The organism is Novosphingobium profundi (assembly GCF_018491765.1).
Lineage (GTDB): Bacteria > Pseudomonadota > Alphaproteobacteria > Sphingomonadales > Sphingomonadaceae > Novosphingobium > Novosphingobium profundi.
In genome coordinates this window covers 204,844-220,429 of record NZ_JABWCU010000008.1, presented here as the reverse complement: position 1 = coordinate 220,429, position 15,586 = coordinate 204,844, and the positions used below count along the sequence as shown (strand labels likewise).

15 protein-coding genes are annotated in these 15,586 nt (G+C 64.3%); 10 read left to right on the top strand and 5 right to left on the bottom strand.

From position 1 onward, the window contains the following. Window positions 1–15 precede the first annotated feature (15 nt). From aroE to HT136_RS10825, 3 genes are read right to left on the bottom strand one after another with little or no spacing between them, the layout of a single operon-like run. Window positions 16–870, bottom strand: coding sequence for a shikimate dehydrogenase (aroE, locus tag HT136_RS10835; protein ID WP_214199776.1), 855 nt, complete (start codon window positions 868–870; stop codon window positions 16–18). Further along, on the bottom strand, window positions 867–1,463 hold the full coding sequence (locus HT136_RS10830) for a Maf family protein (protein WP_214199775.1): 597 nt from the start codon (window positions 1,461–1,463) through the stop codon (window positions 867–869). The genes aroE and HT136_RS10830 overlap by 4 nt, the downstream gene beginning before the upstream one ends. 36 nt (window positions 1,464–1,499) lie before the next feature. After that, on the bottom strand, window positions 1,500–2,345 hold the full coding sequence (locus HT136_RS10825) for a pyruvate, water dikinase regulatory protein (protein ID WP_214199774.1): 846 nt from the start codon (window positions 2,343–2,345) through the stop codon (window positions 1,500–1,502). Window positions 2,346–2,695: 350 nt separating this feature from the next. On the opposite strand from HT136_RS10825, the gene hemE reads away from it, so the two are divergent. The 4 genes from hemE to HT136_RS10805 all read left to right on the top strand — a co-directional run bounded on the left by hemE (window position 2,696) and on the right by HT136_RS10805 (window position 6,508). Further along, window positions 2,696–3,724, top strand: a complete 1,029-nt coding sequence (gene hemE / locus HT136_RS10820) for a uroporphyrinogen decarboxylase (RefSeq protein WP_214199773.1) — start codon at window positions 2,696–2,698, stop codon at window positions 3,722–3,724. A gap of 81 nt (window positions 3,725–3,805) precedes the next feature. Next, window positions 3,806–4,249 (top strand): CopD family protein, encoded by a 444-nt coding sequence (locus HT136_RS10815; protein WP_214199772.1) that lies wholly within the window; start codon window positions 3,806–3,808, stop codon window positions 4,247–4,249. 264 nt (window positions 4,250–4,513) lie between these two features. Further along, complete coding sequence (gene rho / locus HT136_RS10810) at window positions 4,514–5,770, top strand: transcription termination factor Rho (RefSeq protein WP_214199771.1); 1,257 nt, start codon at window positions 4,514–4,516, stop codon at window positions 5,768–5,770. 24 nt (window positions 5,771–5,794) lie between these two features. Further along, window positions 5,795–6,508 carry a YjbE family putative metal transport protein gene (locus HT136_RS10805; RefSeq protein ID WP_214199770.1) on the top strand — a complete coding sequence of 238 codons (714 nt, stop codon included), beginning with the start codon at window positions 5,795–5,797 and terminating at the stop codon, window positions 6,506–6,508. Between the two features lie 81 nt (window positions 6,509–6,589). On the opposite strand, the gene HT136_RS10800 is transcribed toward HT136_RS10805, so the two are convergent. After that, window positions 6,590–7,570 carry a quinone oxidoreductase family protein gene (locus HT136_RS10800; protein ID WP_214199769.1) on the bottom strand — a complete coding sequence of 327 codons (981 nt, stop codon included), beginning with the start codon at window positions 7,568–7,570 and terminating at the stop codon, window positions 6,590–6,592. 183 nt (window positions 7,571–7,753) lie between these two features. Then, window positions 7,754–9,343: an FMN-binding glutamate synthase family protein gene (locus HT136_RS10795; protein ID WP_214199768.1), complete on the bottom strand. Its 1,590-nt coding sequence runs from the start codon at window positions 9,341–9,343 to the stop codon at window positions 7,754–7,756. A 201-nt stretch (window positions 9,344–9,544) separates the two neighbouring features. On the opposite strand from HT136_RS10795, the gene HT136_RS10790 reads away from it, so the two are divergent. The 6 genes from HT136_RS10790 to HT136_RS10765 all read left to right on the top strand — a co-directional run bounded on the left by HT136_RS10790 (window position 9,545) and on the right by HT136_RS10765 (window position 15,534). Then, window positions 9,545–9,814 carry a DUF6489 family protein gene (locus tag HT136_RS10790; RefSeq protein ID WP_214199767.1) on the top strand — a complete coding sequence of 90 codons (270 nt, stop codon included), beginning with the start codon at window positions 9,545–9,547 and terminating at the stop codon, window positions 9,812–9,814. Window positions 9,815–9,894: 80 nt separating this feature from the next. Continuing rightward, the gene (gene mnmE, locus HT136_RS10785) at window positions 9,895–11,199 is read left to right on the top strand and encodes a tRNA uridine-5-carboxymethylaminomethyl(34) synthesis GTPase MnmE (RefSeq protein ID WP_214199766.1); all 1,305 of its coding nucleotides are present in this window, start codon (window positions 9,895–9,897) and stop codon (window positions 11,197–11,199) included. 81 nt (window positions 11,200–11,280) lie between these two features. Continuing rightward, entirely contained in the window at window positions 11,281–13,143 is a 1,863-nt protein-coding gene (gene mnmG / locus HT136_RS10780; RefSeq protein WP_214199765.1) for a tRNA uridine-5-carboxymethylaminomethyl(34) synthesis enzyme MnmG, read from the top strand. Then, window positions 13,140–13,772, top strand: coding sequence for a 16S rRNA (guanine(527)-N(7))-methyltransferase RsmG (rsmG, locus tag HT136_RS10775; RefSeq protein WP_214199764.1), 633 nt, complete (start codon window positions 13,140–13,142; stop codon window positions 13,770–13,772). The genes mnmG and rsmG overlap by 4 nt, the downstream gene beginning before the upstream one ends. Before the next feature lie 5 nt (window positions 13,773–13,777). After that, window positions 13,778–14,554, top strand: a complete 777-nt coding sequence (locus HT136_RS10770; protein WP_214199763.1) for a ParA family protein — start codon at window positions 13,778–13,780, stop codon at window positions 14,552–14,554. Next, complete coding sequence (locus HT136_RS10765) at window positions 14,551–15,534, top strand: ParB/RepB/Spo0J family partition protein (RefSeq protein ID WP_214199762.1); 984 nt, start codon at window positions 14,551–14,553, stop codon at window positions 15,532–15,534. Before HT136_RS10770 ends, HT136_RS10765 begins: the two co-directional genes overlap by 4 nt. Window positions 15,535–15,586: the final 52 nt, after the last annotated feature.

Genomic DNA, 15,586 nt, shown 5'->3' with positions numbered 1-15,586 from the left:
TCCTTCAGGAGCGCCTCAGGACGCGATCCGCGCGCGCAGGGCCTCGTCGTGTTCGCGCGGCGCCTTCGCGCCAAAGAAGCGCGCGAAGGCAACGTCGGCCTGCCCGATCAGCATGGAGAGTCCGTCAACGGTGGCGAAGCCCTTCGCGTGGGCCTCGCGCAGGAAGGCGGTCTCGAGCGGGCTGGTGACGATGTCGTAGACCACCGAGGCGGGCGGCGCATGGCTGAAGTCGAAGGGCAGGGGGGGCTGCCCGGTCATGCCCAGCGGGCTGGCGTTGACGATGAGGTCGAAGCAACCCTGGCGGTCGTCGAAGGCGAAATCGGTGGCATCGGCGAAGTGGTCGAACGCGATGGCGTGGTGTTCGCCGTCGGGCGCAATTTCGTCGAGCATCGAACGTGCCTTTTCGGGGCTGCGCCCGGCGAGCACGATGGTGAAGTGCTCGGCCGCCAGCGCCGCGACGATCGCACGTGCCGCGCCGCCCGTGCCGAGGACGCGCGCCATGCGGAAGAGATGGGTTTTGGCCAGAAGGGGGCGCAAGGGCTCGAGGAAGCCGGGCGCGTCGGTGTTGGTGCCGGTGAGCGTGCCGTCGTCTTCGCGCAGGATCGTGTTCACCGCGCCGATCGTCTTGGCGATCGGTTCGAGCCGGTCGAGCAAGGGCATGACCGCGAGCTTGTGCGGCATCGTGACGTTGCACCCGCGCCAGGCCGGATCGTCGCGGCGCTGCGCGAGGTAGTCGGCCAGGCCCTCGCGGGTCACGTGGCAATGGTCGTAGCGCGCCTCGATCCCCAGCTGCTCGATCCAGAAATTGTGGATCACCGGCGACTTCGACTGGGCGATCGGATCGCCAATCACTTCGGCGTAGGGCGTCATGGTTGCGGATGTCCTTCGAGATGTCCCAGCGCGCGCAAGGCGGACTGGACCTTGAGCAGGGGCATGCCCAGAATCGTGAAGTAGTCGCCCTCGATCGCGTCGAAAAGCTGCACCCCGCGCCCCTCGATACGGAACACGCCGACGCAGTGACCGACTTCGGGCCATTCGGCCTCAAGATAGCGTTCGATGAAATCGTCCGAAAGCGCCGCAACGTGAAGCCGCGCTTCAGCGGCTTCGGCCCAGAGCACCTCGTTGCCACGCGTGAGCGCTGCGGCGCTGTGCAGGTGCATCACCTTGCCCGAAAAGAAGCGCAAGTGCTTGGCCGCTGCCGCGCGGTCCGCGGGCTTGTCGAAGCGCACACCGTCGCAAACGACCAGCGAATCGCTGCCCAGGACCAGTTCCCCCGGTGTTTCACGTGAAACACCAAGCGCCTTCGCGCGCGCCAGCGCCAGGGCGACGTCGTGTGGGGCAGCCTCGCCGAGCGCCTCCTCGATGGCGCGCTCGTCGACCTGCGAGGGCTTCACGGTGAAGGCGATATCGGCCGCTTCGAGCATGGCGCGGCGCGAGGCGCTCTTCGATGCAAGTACGATCATGGTTCGCTGCTCGTTTGTTCAGATAGCCCTGGGGGCTCAAATCGGCTTCGGGCCGATCTGGCCCTGCCGACCCGAGGCCTTGCGTTCGTTGAAGAGGTTGATCACCGCCGCCGCCGTCTCCTCGATCGAACGGCGGGTCACGTCGATGACCGGCCAGGAATTGTCCGCGAACATACGCCTTGCGTATTTCACTTCGCTTTCGACCTTCTCCTGCTGGACGTAATCGGTATCGGGCGACTGGCTGAGCGAGAGCAGGCGATTGCGCCGCACCTGGATCAGGCGCTCGGGCGCGGTGGTGAGCCCCACCACCATCGGCCGCTTGAGCCCGAACAGAAGCCCCGGGGGAGGGCTCTCGGGCACGATCGGGATATTGGCCACCTTGAACCCGCGGTTGGCGAGGTAGATCGAGGTCGGTGTCTTGCTGGTGCGCGAGACGCCGGCAAGGATGATATCGGCCTCCTCCCAGTCCTCCCAGGCAATGCCATCGTCGTGGGCGATGGTGAACTGGATCGCGTCGACGCGCGCAAAGTAGGCGTCGTCGAGCTTGTGCTGGCGTCCGGGGCGCCCCTTGGCTTCCTGCCCGAGCAGCGCCTCGAGGGCGTCGGTCACCCCGTCGAGCACCGCGATCGCAGGCAGGCCGAGCAACTGGCACTTCTCCTCGAGCCGGCTGCGGGTATCCTCGTTGACGAGCGTGAAGAAGACGAGGCCTGGATTGCTGGCGATCTCGCCCATGATCCGATCGAGGTGCTGCTGCGAGCGGACCATCGGCCAGAAGTGGCGCAGGACTTCGGTATCGTCGAACTGCGCAAGCGCGGCCTTGGCGATCATCTCGAGCGTTTCGCCGGTCGAGTCCGAGAGGAGGTGGAGGTGGAAACGTGCCATGCCAGCCCTTTAGCGTCCTTCCGGGGGAACGGGACAGCCCTGTGGATAGAGGGGCCATAAACCACGGGACAGAACCGGTGACAACCGGAGAGGTCGCTTTCCTCCCCGCTACCCCGGATTCACTCCTCCACTTCTGGACAGGCTCCAGATTCCATCCACAGCCTGTGGAGAGTGCGGATAACGAATCTTTGACTCGGGAGTCAGCAAGAGTCGTTCGGACTCATCGGCACTGTTCATCCGGGGACAATTCGGGCATTGCCCGCCAATCCCCGATATCCACAGGGCCAACAGACTCCTTCAACCTTTTATAAAAATTCTAAATTTTTTTGATTGGATCGGAATAGAACGCGATGCCTGGTCTTCTTCTCGACACTCTGCGCGGTACGAACACGCACAAGCGCCCGGTATGGCTCATGCGCCAGGCTGGCCGCTATCTGCCCGAATACCGCGCCTTGCGAGCCGAGAAGGGCGGATTCCTGGCCCTCGTCTACGATACCGACGCGGCTGCCGAGATCACCCTGCAACCCATCCGCCGCTTCGGCTTCGACGGCGCGATCCTCTTCTCCGACATCCTGATCGTGCCTTACGCGATGGGGCAGGACCTCACCTTCCTGGCTGGCGAGGGGCCCAGGCTGACTCCCCGGCTCGTCGATCATGCCCTCGAGGCTCTCGTCCCGGTGCCCGAACGACTCTCACCGATCTACGAAACGGTTCGCAAGGTTCGCGCCCAGCTGGGAACCGAAACGACGATGCTGGGCTTTGCAGGATCGCCCTGGACGGTCGCCACGTACATGACCGCAGGCGAGGGGAGTCGTGACCAGGCGGAGACGCGCGCGATGGCTTACGCCGATCCGGAAGGCTTCCAGGCGATCATCGATGCAGTGACCGGGGTGACCGTGGAATATCTGTGCGGCCAGATCGAAGCCGGCGCCGAAGCGGTGCAGCTCTTCGACTCCTGGGCCGGGACTCTGTCGCCGACCCAGTTCGAGCGCTGGGTGATCGCGCCCAACGCGCGGATCGTGGACGAAGTGCGCAAGCGTCATCCTGAAACCCCAATCATCGGCTTTCCCAAGGGAGCGGGCGAGAAGCTTCCCGGCTACGCCCGCGAGACCGGTGTCGACGCGGTCGGTGTCGACGAGACCATCGACCCGGTCTGGGCCGCGCGCGAACTGCCCGCAGGAATGCCCGTCCAGGGCAATTTCGATCCGCTCCAGGTGCTCGCGGGCGGGCCTGATCTGGAGAGCGGTGCGCGCCGCGTGCTTGATGCCTTCGCGAACCGCCCCCATGTCTTCAATCTCGGACACGGCATCGGCCAGCACACCCCGATCGCCCATGTCGAGCGGCTTCTGGCCGTCGTACGGGCCTGGGAACGCAACTGACCCTTTCCAGACCGGCCTTGCGATCCTAGATAGCGGCCGACAGGGCAGAACGAACGCTTTCAAGAGGGACGTCCACGCCGCATGGAGCAGATCTTGCAGACCACCTATCTCTGGCTCAAGGCCGGTCACATCATCTTCGTGATCTTCTGGATGGCCGGGCTGTTCATGCTCCCGCGCTATTTCGTCTATCACCAGGAAGCGGAGCCGGGTTCGCCCGAAGAGGCGCGCTGGATCGATCGCGAGGCCAAGCTGCGCAAGATCATCCTGACCCCTTCGCTGATCATGGTCTGGGTCTTCGGCATCGCCCTTGCGACCGCGATGCAGTACTGGTCCGCACCCTGGCTCCACGCCAAGCTGCTCTTCGTGCTCGGGCTCTCGGCCTACCATGGCTGGCTGGTGAGCTACGGCAAGAAGCTGGCGAAGGGCGAGCGCACGATGAGCGCCAAGGCGCTGCGCATGCTCAACGAGGTGCCCAGCCTGGTCGCGGTCGTCGTGGTCATCCTGGTGGTCGTGAAGCCCTTCTAAGGCCTCTTCCAGGGGATTTCTGGGGGGACCCACCCCGAACCCCGTCCGCCATCGCAAATCCGTTTACCGCAGCCTGGGCCGCATCGGGCCCGAAGCAGCGGCGCGCCGTGTCACGAGTCATTGACCCGAGGCTGGCAAAGGCTTATTTGCAGCGCTGTCCCGGAACCACGGCGGCCTTCGCGTTCGCCGACCCGGATCTGCTTTCCCCAAGCCCCTCGATCCCTTCCGGCCGACCCTCCTTTTTTCCATTCGGAATCCAGACAAATGCATCTGAAAGAACTCAAGAAGAAAACGCCGGCCGAACTGGTCGAGATGGCAGAGGAAATGGGCGTCGAAGGCGCCTCCACCATGCGCCGCCAGGATCTCATGTTCGGGATTCTCAAGGAAGTCGCCGAGGACGGCGAGGAAATCATGGGCCTGGGCACGATCGAAGTGCTCACCGACGGTTTCGGCTTCCTGCGCAGCCCCGAGGCCAACTACCTCGCGGGCCCCGACGATATCTACGTCTCGCCCAACCAGGTCCGCAAGTGGGGCCTGCGCACGGGCGACACCGTCGAAGGCGAGATTCGCGCGCCTCGTGACGGCGAGCGCTACTTCGCGATCACCAAGCTGACCAAGGTCAACTTCGACGATCCCGACGCCGTGCGCCACCGCACCAACTTCGACAACCTGACCCCGCTCTATCCCGACGAGCGTCTCAAGCTCGACAGTCTCGACCCGACGGTCAAGGACAAGTCGGCGCGCGTCATCGATCTCATCAGCCCGCAGGGCAAGGGCCAGCGCGCACTGATCGTCGCGCCGCCCCGCACGGGTAAGACCGTTCTGTTGCAGAACATGGCCAAGGCCATCACCGACAACCACCCCGAGGTGTTCCTGCTCGTCCTGCTGGTCGACGAACGCCCCGAGGAAGTTACCGACATGCAGCGCTCGGTGAAGGGCGAGGTCATTTCCTCGACCTTCGACGAACCCGCGCAGCGCCACGTCCAGGTTGCTGAAATGGTGATCGAGAAGGCCAAGCGCCTCGTCGAGCACAAGCGCGACGTGGTCATCCTGCTCGACTCGATCACGCGTCTGGGCCGGGCCTACAACACCGTGGTGCCGAGCTCGGGCAAGGTCCTGACCGGCGGTGTCGATGCCAACGCCCTGCAGCGCCCCAAGCGCTTCTTCGGCGCGGCGCGCAACATCGAGGAGGGCGGTTCGCTCTCGATCATCGCCACCGCGCTGATCGACACCGGCAGCCGCATGGACGAAGTCATCTTCGAAGAGTTCAAGGGCACCGGTAACTCGGAAATCGTGCTTGATCGCAAGGTTGCCGACAAGCGCATCTTCCCCGCGCTCGACGTGGGCAAGTCGGGCACCCGCAAGGAAGAGCTGCTGGTTCCCAAGGACCAGCTCTCGAAGATGTGGCTGCTGCGCCGCATCCTCATGCAGATGGGCACCATCGATGCGATGGAGTTCCTCCTCGACAAGATGAAGGACTCCAAGACCAACGAGGACTTCTTCGCGACGATGAACCAGTAAGCGGACAAGCGGGGGCTTTACTACGTGACTATCCTTGGAGCCTTGGTCGCATCCGCCTCGCTGGGCGGACCGGCCGAGATCTGGCAGCATATCGCCTCGGACTTCGCCAACATCACCGAACCGGCGGCCTTGGCCGCCTTCGGGCAGGTCCTGATGATCGACTTGCTGCTGGCGGGCGACAACGCCATCGTCGTGGGTGCACTCGCGGCGGGTCTTCCTGCAGCGGACCGCAAGAAAGTGATTCTGATCGGCATCGGCGCCGCGCTTTTCCTGCGCATCGCCTTTGCCCTGATGGTGACCTGGTTGCTCGGTGTCGTCGGCTTGATCTTCGCGGGCGGCTTGCTGCTCTTGTGGGTGGCCTGGAAGTTCTGGCGCGAACTGCGCGAGGATTCGGGCAATGTGGGTTCGCCCGAGATCGAGGGGGACGAGCATTCGGGGCTGAAATCGGCGAAGAGCTTCGCCGGCGCGGCTTGGGCCGTGGCGGTCGCCGACGTTTCGATGAGCCTCGACAACGTGCTTGGCGTGGCCGGCGCTGCGCGCGAGCATCCCGGCATCCTCATCGTCGGGCTGCTGCTTTCGGTGGCGCTGATGGGGCTTGCCGCGAACGCTCTGGCGCGGGTCATCGGGCGTTACCGCTGGATTGCCTATCTGGGCCTCGTCGTCATCCTCTACGTCGCCTGCAAGATGATCTACGAGGGATGGATCGATCCGCAGCTGGGCATTGTCTCGCTGTTCTGACTTCAATTGCACGACACACGAAAAAGGGCCCGCAAGACACTCCAGTCTCGCGGGCCCTTCGTGTATTCGGTGGTGGGGCGATCAGGGGATCAGCACGGTCGATCCGGTCGTGGCCCGGCTTTCCAGGGCGCGGTGCGCCTCGGCGGCCTGGTCCAGCGCGAACGTCTGCCCGATTTTGACCTTCAAGACTCCAGTGGCGATGCGATCGAACAGCTTGGCTGCACTGGCATCGCGCGCTTCGGGGGTGGCGATGTAGTGGGCGAGCGTGGGCCGCGTGGCGAAAAGCGAGCCGCCGCCCGCCTTCATCAGGTCAAGCATCGGTACCGGGGGGACCGGACCCGATGCGTTGCCGAAGCTGGCGATCAGCCCCCGGCTGCGCAGGCAGGCGAGCGAGGCCTCCCAACTCGCCGCGCCGACGCCGTCGTAGACGACCTGGCACATTGCCCCATCGGTCAACTCACGAACCTTGTCCGGCAATTCGGCAAAGCTGCAATGAAGCGAATGGCTCGCGGGGACGGGGACGCTGTCCGCCTTGGCCTTGCTTCCGCAATGGGCGATGACGGTGACGCCCTTGTCGGCCAGCCAGGGCACCAGCAGCGAGCCGACACCACCCGCAGCGGCGTGGACCAGCGCCACGTCACCCGCCTTTGCGGGAAAGGTGTCCTCGGCCAGGTAACAGGCGGTCAGGCCCTTGAGCAGCACCGCGGCAGCGATCTTCGGATCGATTGTCGCGGGAACGCGGATAGCGCCGGCTGCCGGGATCAGTCGGTGCGTGGCATAGGCACCGCCCGCGCCAGTATAGCCCACGCGCTCACCGATCGCGAAGCCTTCGACGCCTTCGCCGAGCGCGACGATCGTTCCCACGCTTTCCGAACCGAGCACGATAGGCAGTGCGTCGGCATAGAGGCCCGCCCGGTAATAAGTGTCGATGAAGTTGAGGCCGACGGCTTCGGTTTCGATCAGGATCTGGCCAGGACCAGGGGAGGGGACCTTGAATGTTTCACGTGAAACTTTCTCGGGTCCGCCGTGCTCGGCAACGATCATGCGGTAGGCGCTGGTCATCAAGATTCCTGTCCTGGGTTGGGTTTCAAGGTTTTAGATAGGAACCGGGGCAGGATTTGGTAGGCGTGTGATTCAAGCCGTGATTCAAGGGGTTTACCACCCCTTGACCCCGTATACCGTCAGGCCTCTCTTCGATTGCTTCACGGCAATGGCAACTTGAGCGGTTACAATGCTCTAAACTCTCTAGACCCGCCGGAACGTTTCCGCGCTCGCCACCTTCCACGCGCGTGCGTAGGGCGTACTATCCGCATCGGCGAGCAATTGTCCGGGCTGGATGAAGGGATAGACTTCGTCGAGCGGACCGGCCTTGGCGCTGTCGATGCGCTGGTACATGTCGTGCTGAGTCAGCTCCCAGGGACTGCGGTATCCCATGGCAACGACGATCTCGCGCAATGCCTTGAGAGTCTCGTGTTGGAAGCGCGCGACGCGTTCGGCCTTGTCGTCGACGACGAGACCCTTCTGGCGCCAGGCGACTTGTGTGGCGACGCCGGTCGGGCATTCGCCCGTGTGGCACTTCATCGATTGCACGCAGCCCAGTGCGAACATGAAGGGGCGCGCGGCGTTGCACCAGTCGGCGCCGAGCGCGAAAGCGCGCGCCATGCCCGCGCCCGAGTGAATCTTGCCCGAGGCTCCGAGGCGGACGCGGTCCTTGAGATTGCTGCCGACCAGCGCATTGCGCATCAGGATCAGGCCTTCGCGCAAGGGCATGCCAACGTTGTCGGTCAGTTCCTGGGGTGCCGCACCGGTGCCGCCTTCGGCGCCATCGACGACAATGAAGTCCGGCGCGATTCCGGTTTCGACGATCGCCTTCATCAGCGCCATGACTTCATGGGGCTGTCCGACGCAGAGCTTGAGGCCCGCTGGCTTGCCGCCCGAGAGCTCACGCAGCCGCGCGGTAAATTCGAGCAACTCAATCGGAGTCTGAAAAGCGGGGTGGGCTGCGGGTGAGATGCAGTCCTCGCCGATGTCGACCTTGCGCGCCTCGGCAATTTCCGGAGTGACCTTGGCGCCGGGAAGCACACCGCCATGTCCGGGCTTTGCACCCTGGCTGAGCTTGATTTCGACCATCTTGACCTGGTCGTCGCGTGCTTGCTCGGCGAACAGCTCGGGGTTGAAGCTGCCGTCCTTGTGGCGGCATCCGAAGTAGCCGCTACCCAGTTCCCAGATCAGGTCGCCGCCGTGCTTGCGGTGGTAGCGGCTGATCGAGCCCTCGCCGGTGTCATGCGCGAACCCGCCGATGGCAGCGCCTTTGTTGAGCGATTCGATCGCGTTGGCCGACAGCGCGCCGAAGCTCATCGCCGAGATGTTGAGGAGGGACGTGCTATAGGGCTTGGCGCATTCATCGCCGCCGACGCGCACGTGCCAGCTTTCCGGAGCCGCTTCGTTGGGCGCGATCGAGTGACCGAGCCATTCGTACTCGTCCGAGTAGACGTCGAGCTCGGTGCCCATCGGGTGCGTCGAGACTTCGCCTTTGGCGCGCGCGTAGACGAGGCTGCGCTCATCGATGGTGAATGGGCGACCCTCGCGGTCGCTCTCCACGACATAGGCGCGCAGGAAGGGACGGAGATCCTCGAACAGCCAGCGCACCCGGGCGATGAGTGGGTAGTTGCGGCGAAGGGCGTGGCGGTTCTGGAAGAAATCTAGGAAGGTCAGCAGAAATACCGGAACCATGATCACCAGCAGGATGTGCAGAGGGGCGATCAGGAGGCAGGCAAGGCTGAGAGCAAGAACCAGGAGAGGAACGAGATAGCGCGGTCCGGGCAGGGCACTCATGCGCGGATCTCGATATCCGGCGTGGAATCCGGGACGATCGCGGGCGTTGTATGGGTCATGGGTTTGCTCTCCTGTCTGGCAATGCCGTCCGTCCTGGCGCAAGGAGGCGGCTTGCCTAGCAGGTAGGGACTGGCAATGGACTTTGCCAAGCGTATGTGTCAGCCTTCGTTCAACAAAAAGACGAGAGAGCAGGAGGGCCTCATGAAGGTCAATGTCGAGGTCGAATGTTCCCCTGAAGAGGCGCGCCGGTTTCTCGGCCTGCCCGATGTGACGCGTGCCAACGAGGTCTATGTCGAGGCACTCACGAACGCGATGAAGGGGGCTGGCAGTTTCGACCAGCTTCAGGAACTCACCAAGCAGATGGCGCCGATGGGCCAGATGGGCTTCAAGCTCTTCCAGCAGTTCCTCGAAAGCGGGATTGCCATGGCGATGAGCGGCCAGGGTTCGAGCGACAAGTCGAAGGGCAACTAAGCGAGAGAGGCGGAAGCGAGCGCCTTCTCCCGTTTTTGCCATTTGCTCCGTTGGGTCCGGATCGGCTAGGCGCGCAGGCGATGAACGACACGATCTTTGCCTTGTCCAGCGGAGCGCCACCGGCCGCGCTCGCCGTCGTCCGGATCAGCGGACCTGCGGCGGGTTCGGTTCTGGAGCGGCTTGCCGGATCGCTTCCGCAGCCGCGCCGGGCAAGCCTGCGGACCTTGCGTGTTTCACGTGAAACAGTTCTCGACCAGGCACTCGTGCTCTGGTTTCCCGGTCCAGCTACCGCGACCGGTGAGGATCTAGCCGAATTGCACTTGCACGGCGGCCGCGCCGTGGTGCGCGCGGTCGAGTCTGCGCTGGCAGATCTGGGCATGGCGGGCGAGGGTGGAGCGGCGCTGGCGATCCGTGCGGCACAGCCGGGTGAATTCACCCGCAGGGCTTTTGCGAACGGGCGCATCGATTTGGCCGAGGCGGAAGGCCTTGCCGACTTGTTATCATCGGAGACCGAGCTTCAGCGGCTTGCGGCCATTGCGATGGCAGGGGGCGCGTTCTCGCAGCAGGTCTCCAACTGGCGCGACCGGGTCCTTTCGGCTTCGGCTGCGATCGAGGCCATTCTTGATTTCAGTGACGAGGATGACGTCGCCGAACTGCCCCCTCACTTTCGCGCGGACCTTGTCGCGCTGTCCGGCGAATTGGAATCCTGGCTTACCCGTCCTCGTGCCGAAGCCTTGCGCGAAGGCCTGCGCGTGGTGCTTGCCGGACCACCCAATGCGGGCAAGAGTACCCTGTTCAACGCATTGGTCGAAGACGAGGCCGCGATCACCGCGCCGCTTGCCGGAACGACGCGCGACGTGCTCGTGCGCGCTGTCGCGTTGGATGGCGTGCCCTTTGCCTTCATCGATACCGCTGGCTTGCGCGAGGGGACGCAGGACGCGATCGAGGCGATCGGTGTCGACCGGGCACGCGGCGAACTGGCGAAGGCTGACCTTGTGCTCTGGCTGGGCCCAGAAGGTGAGGGCCCCGAAGGTAGCTGGGAGATCGAGGCGCAAGCGGATCGAGATCAGCATCTCAGGAAGGCTGGACCGCGTCACCGGTTGTCGGCAATCACTGGAGAAGGACTTGATGGCCTGCGCCGAGACCTGGTCCGGTTCGGCAGGTCCTGCCTGCCGCGGCCGGGTGAGGTGGCGCTCAACCAGCGCCAGGGCCAGCTGCTGTCCCGGGCGCGACTGGCTCTTGAGGGAGCGTTATGCGTTACTGACCTTCTGCTTCAAGCCGAGGAGTTGCGCAGTGCGCGGGTCGCCTTCGATTCCCTGATTGGAAGATCAACAACCGAGGATATGCTCGACGCTTTGTTCGGGCGCTTCTGCATCGGGAAGTAGCTCCCGCATGTTTCACGTGGAACAGGCAAAATCGCGCGCGGACTTTGACGCAGGCAAGGCGGTAGAGTAAGCGCTTGAGCCATGCATTCCTTCGATGTCATCGTGATCGGCGGCGGCCATGCCGGCTGCGAAGCGGCGGCTGTTGCCGCGCGCATGGGTGCCCGCGTCGCCCTTGTGAGTTTCGATCTCGACGCGATCGGTGCGATGAGCTGCAATCCCGCGATTGGCGGCTTGGGCAAGGGGCACTTGGTGCGCGAGGTCGACGCCTTCGACGGCCTGATCGCGCGTGCAGCCGATGCGGCCGCGATCCATTACCGCATGCTCAATCGCTCCAAGGGCAGTGCCGTGCAGGGGCCACGTGTCCAGGCCGACCGGCGCCTGTTCAAGGCGGCAATCCACCGGCTGCTTAAGCAGCAGGGCGATCTTACGCTTGTCGCCGGAGAGGCGGCTGCCTTGGTGATCGAGCAGGGACGGGTCGTGGGAATTGACCTTGCCGATGGCGCGCGCCTTTCGGCCCCCGCTACGATCCTGTGCACAGGTACCTTCCTGGGCGGCACGCTGTTTCGCGGCGAGGAGCGTCTCGTGGGCGGGCGGATCGGTGAGGCATCGGCACAGCGCCTGGCGCAGCAGATGCGCGCGGCGAGCCTGCCGATGGCCCGTCTCAAGACCGGCACGCCGCCGCGTCTCGATGGCCGGACGATCGATTGGGGACGCCTCGAGGAACAGCCCTCCGACGCGGAGGACTGGACGATGTCGGCGATGGGGAGGCGCGTGGTCCCGCAAGTGTTCTGTGCAATCACGCGCACCAATCCGCAGACGCACGATATCATCCGCGCCAATCTCGATCGCTCGCCGCTCTTCTCGGGCGCGATTGGGGCGAGGGGGCCGCGCTATTGCCCCTCCATCGAGGACAAGATTCACCGTTTCGCCGATCGCGACGGACACCAGATTTTCCTCGAACCGGAAGGGCTCGATACGCATCTCGTCTATCCCAATGGGGTGAGCACTTCGTTGCCGACCGACGTCCAACTCGCGATGATGCGCAGCATGGAAGGACTCGAGGCGGTAGAGATGGTCGTGCCGGGCTATGCGGTAGAATATGATCACATCGATCCGCGGGCCCTGCGTCCGACTCTCGAACTGCGCGACATGCCGGGTCTCTATTGTGCAGGCCAGATCAATGGAACGACCGGCTACGAGGAAGCGGCGGCGCAGGGACTGGTCGCGGGCATGCAGGCGGCAGCGCAGATACTGAGACGCGAACCGGCCGCGCTCGATCGTGCCAACAGCTACATGGCGGTCATGATCGACGACCTGACGTTGCACGGTGTGAGCGAGCCGTACCGCATGCTGACCGCGCGCGCTGAGTACCGGCTTCGTTTGCGCGCGAACAATGCTTCGACGCGTCTTACGCCCCTGGCGATCGAAGCTGGGGCCGTCAGATCCGTGCGCCGCGCCTGGTTCGAGCGGCGCGAGGATGCGCGCGCGGGCCTCGAGGAAGCGCTCGACCAACCCGTAGCGGCGAGCGTGCTGGCGCAGGCGGGAATGTCGGTGCGGATGGACCTGGGCCGTTTGCCGCTTCGCGAATGGCTTCGTTTCGACGGGATCGACCTCGATCGGCTCGAACCGTGGCTGGCGCGGGAAGGGGAGACGCATCCGCTTGCCGATCGAGAGCTTGCCGGGGAGGTGGCCGAAGATGCCGCATATGCACCTTATCTCGAAAGGCAGGAGCGCGAGCTCAAGGATCTGCGCGCGAGCGAAGCGCTCCACTTGGGCGACCATTTCCCTTACGACGAGATTCCGGGCCTGTCGCGCGAGATGGTCGAACGATTGACCAGCGCACGCCCTGCCAATCTCGCGGCGGCCGGGCGCATTCCCGGAATCACACCGGCGGCGCTGGCCGCGGTTCTTGTTCGCGCCCGGCGGGAGACTTCGGCGGCATGATTACGACAAACGCCGAGGCGCGATCCTGGCTTGAGACGTTACCTGGCTACGATGCGGAGGCGGCTGAACGCCTGGAATGTCTCGTGGCGATGCTTGCCGAGGAGAACCAGCGCCAGAATCTGGTCTCCGCCGCCAGTCTCGAACAGGTCTGGCTGCGCCATATCGTCGATTCGGCACAGCTTCTCACTCATGTTCCACGTGAAACACACGGACCCTGGTATGACCTCGGGACGGGAGCGGGGTTTCCCGGATTGGTGATCGCCGCGCTTCGCCCCGAATGCGAGGTTGTCATGGTCGAGTCGCGTGCGCGGCGGATCGACTGGCTTGAACGCGCCCGAATCGCCATGGGCCTCGACAGGGCACGGATTGCCGGACAGCGACTCGAACTGGTCGAATCGCAACGCGCCAGCGTGATTTCCGCGCGTGCCTTCGCACCACTCGAACGGCTTTTGGAATTATCCTCTCGATTTTCCACAGGTGACACGATCTGGGTGTTGCCCAAGGGGCGCTCGGCACAGCAAGAATTGCAGGACCTTCGCAAGTGGCGGCACGTGTTCCACGTGGAACAGTCCCTGACGGACCCGCAGGCAGGCATCATTGTCGGGAAGCTCACCGACAGGAAGGGATAGACCACGTGATCCGTATTGCTATCGCCAACCAGAAGGGCGGCGTCGGGAAGACTACCACGGCCATCAACGTTGCGACGGCGCTTGCAGCCACGGGCTGGAAGACCCTGCTGATCGATCTCGATCCGCAGGGCAATGCGTCCACGGGGATCGGTGTCTATCCGGCCGATCGCGATTTCTCGTCCTACGATGTGCTGGTCGATAAGAAACCGCTGGCGGAGTGCGTTGTGCCGACGTCCATTCCTGGATTGGACCTGCTGCCCGCCACGGTCGATCTGTCGGGGGCCGAAGTGGAGCTCGTCAATGCGGACGACCGTGCACATCGCCTGAGCAGCGCGCTGCGTGACGATTCGGCCTACGATGTCTGCCTGATCGACTGTCCGCCTTCACTGGGTCTTCTGACGCTCAACGCCCTGACCGCGGCCGACAAGTTGCTCGTGCCCCTGCAGTGCGAATTCTTCGCGCTGGAAGGGCTCAGCCAGCTCCTCACGACGGTCGAGCGGGTACAGCAGCGCTTCAATCCCGACCTTGGTATCATCGGGATCGTGCTGACCATGTTCGATCGCCGCAACCGTCTTACCGACCAGGTCTCCGATGACGTGCGTTCGTGCCTGGGCCAGCTGATCTTCGAAACCAACATTCCGCGCAACGTGCGCTTGTCCGAAGCGCCGAGCCACGGTGTCCCAGCCCTGATCTATGATCATTCCTGCGCTGGCAGCCGGGCCTACATGGCCCTGGCGCGTGAATTGATCACCCGACTTCCCGAAGCGAGAAAGGCAGCATGAGCGACGAAACCGCCCCCCGCGCACCGGCATTGACTCCGAGTGCGTCGCGGCAGAAGCCAAGAGGGCTTGGTCGTGGGCTTGGCGCCTTGTTGGGGGAAAGCCGTCGCGAGGAACCGGTCGCGGCGCCGGGCGCCGCTGCGGGTTCGGATGCGGATGGAGCGGGTGCTGTTCCACGTGGAACAGGCTTGCGTTCGTTGAGCCTGGCGGAAATCAAGCCCGACCCACAGCAGCCGCGTCGCTATTTCGACGAAGAAGCACTCGACGAGCTCGCCGCCTCGATCGCGCAGCGTGGGGTGATTCAACCTATCATCGTTCGTCCGACCGATACCGGCGGTTTCCAGCTGGTAGCAGGTGAGCGCCGTTGGCGTGCAGCGCAGAAAGCGCAGCTTCACGAGATACCGGCGCTGGTGCGCGATCTGTCCGATCGCGAAGTCATGGCGCTGGCGCTGATCGAGAATCTCCAGCGCGAGGATCTCAACCCGATCGAAGAGGCGCGCGCCTATCAGCGCCTGTCCGAATCCGAAGGGATGACTCAGGCCGAGATCGCACGCCTCGTCGACAAGAGCCGCAGCCACGTCGCGAACTTCCAGCGCCTGCTCGCCTTGCCCGACGATGTCGTGCGCCTGGTCGAGAAGGGCGATCTGTCGATGGGCCATGCGCGCGCGCTGATCGGATGCGACGAGGCCGGGGAACTGGCCGCGCAGGCGGTCAAGTCGCAGATGTCGGTGCGCGATATCGAGAAGCTCGTGCGCAAGAAGATGCGCGGCGATACCACGCCTCGCCGTCCGGCGCGCACCGCGCGCGATCCGGCGCAGGATGCGGACATTGTCGCGGTTCAGGACCACCTCGAGGAGTTCCTCGGGCTTCCGGTCAAGATCCAGTCCGATGCCGATCCGCGTTCGGGAACGGTAACGATCAAATATACGACGCTCGACCAGCTCGATTTGGTCTGCCAGCGCCTGACCGGTGGCGCGATCTGAGTTAAGAAGATTTTTCGAGGGGGAAAGGCCCCTCGAGCTGCCAATACCGTCC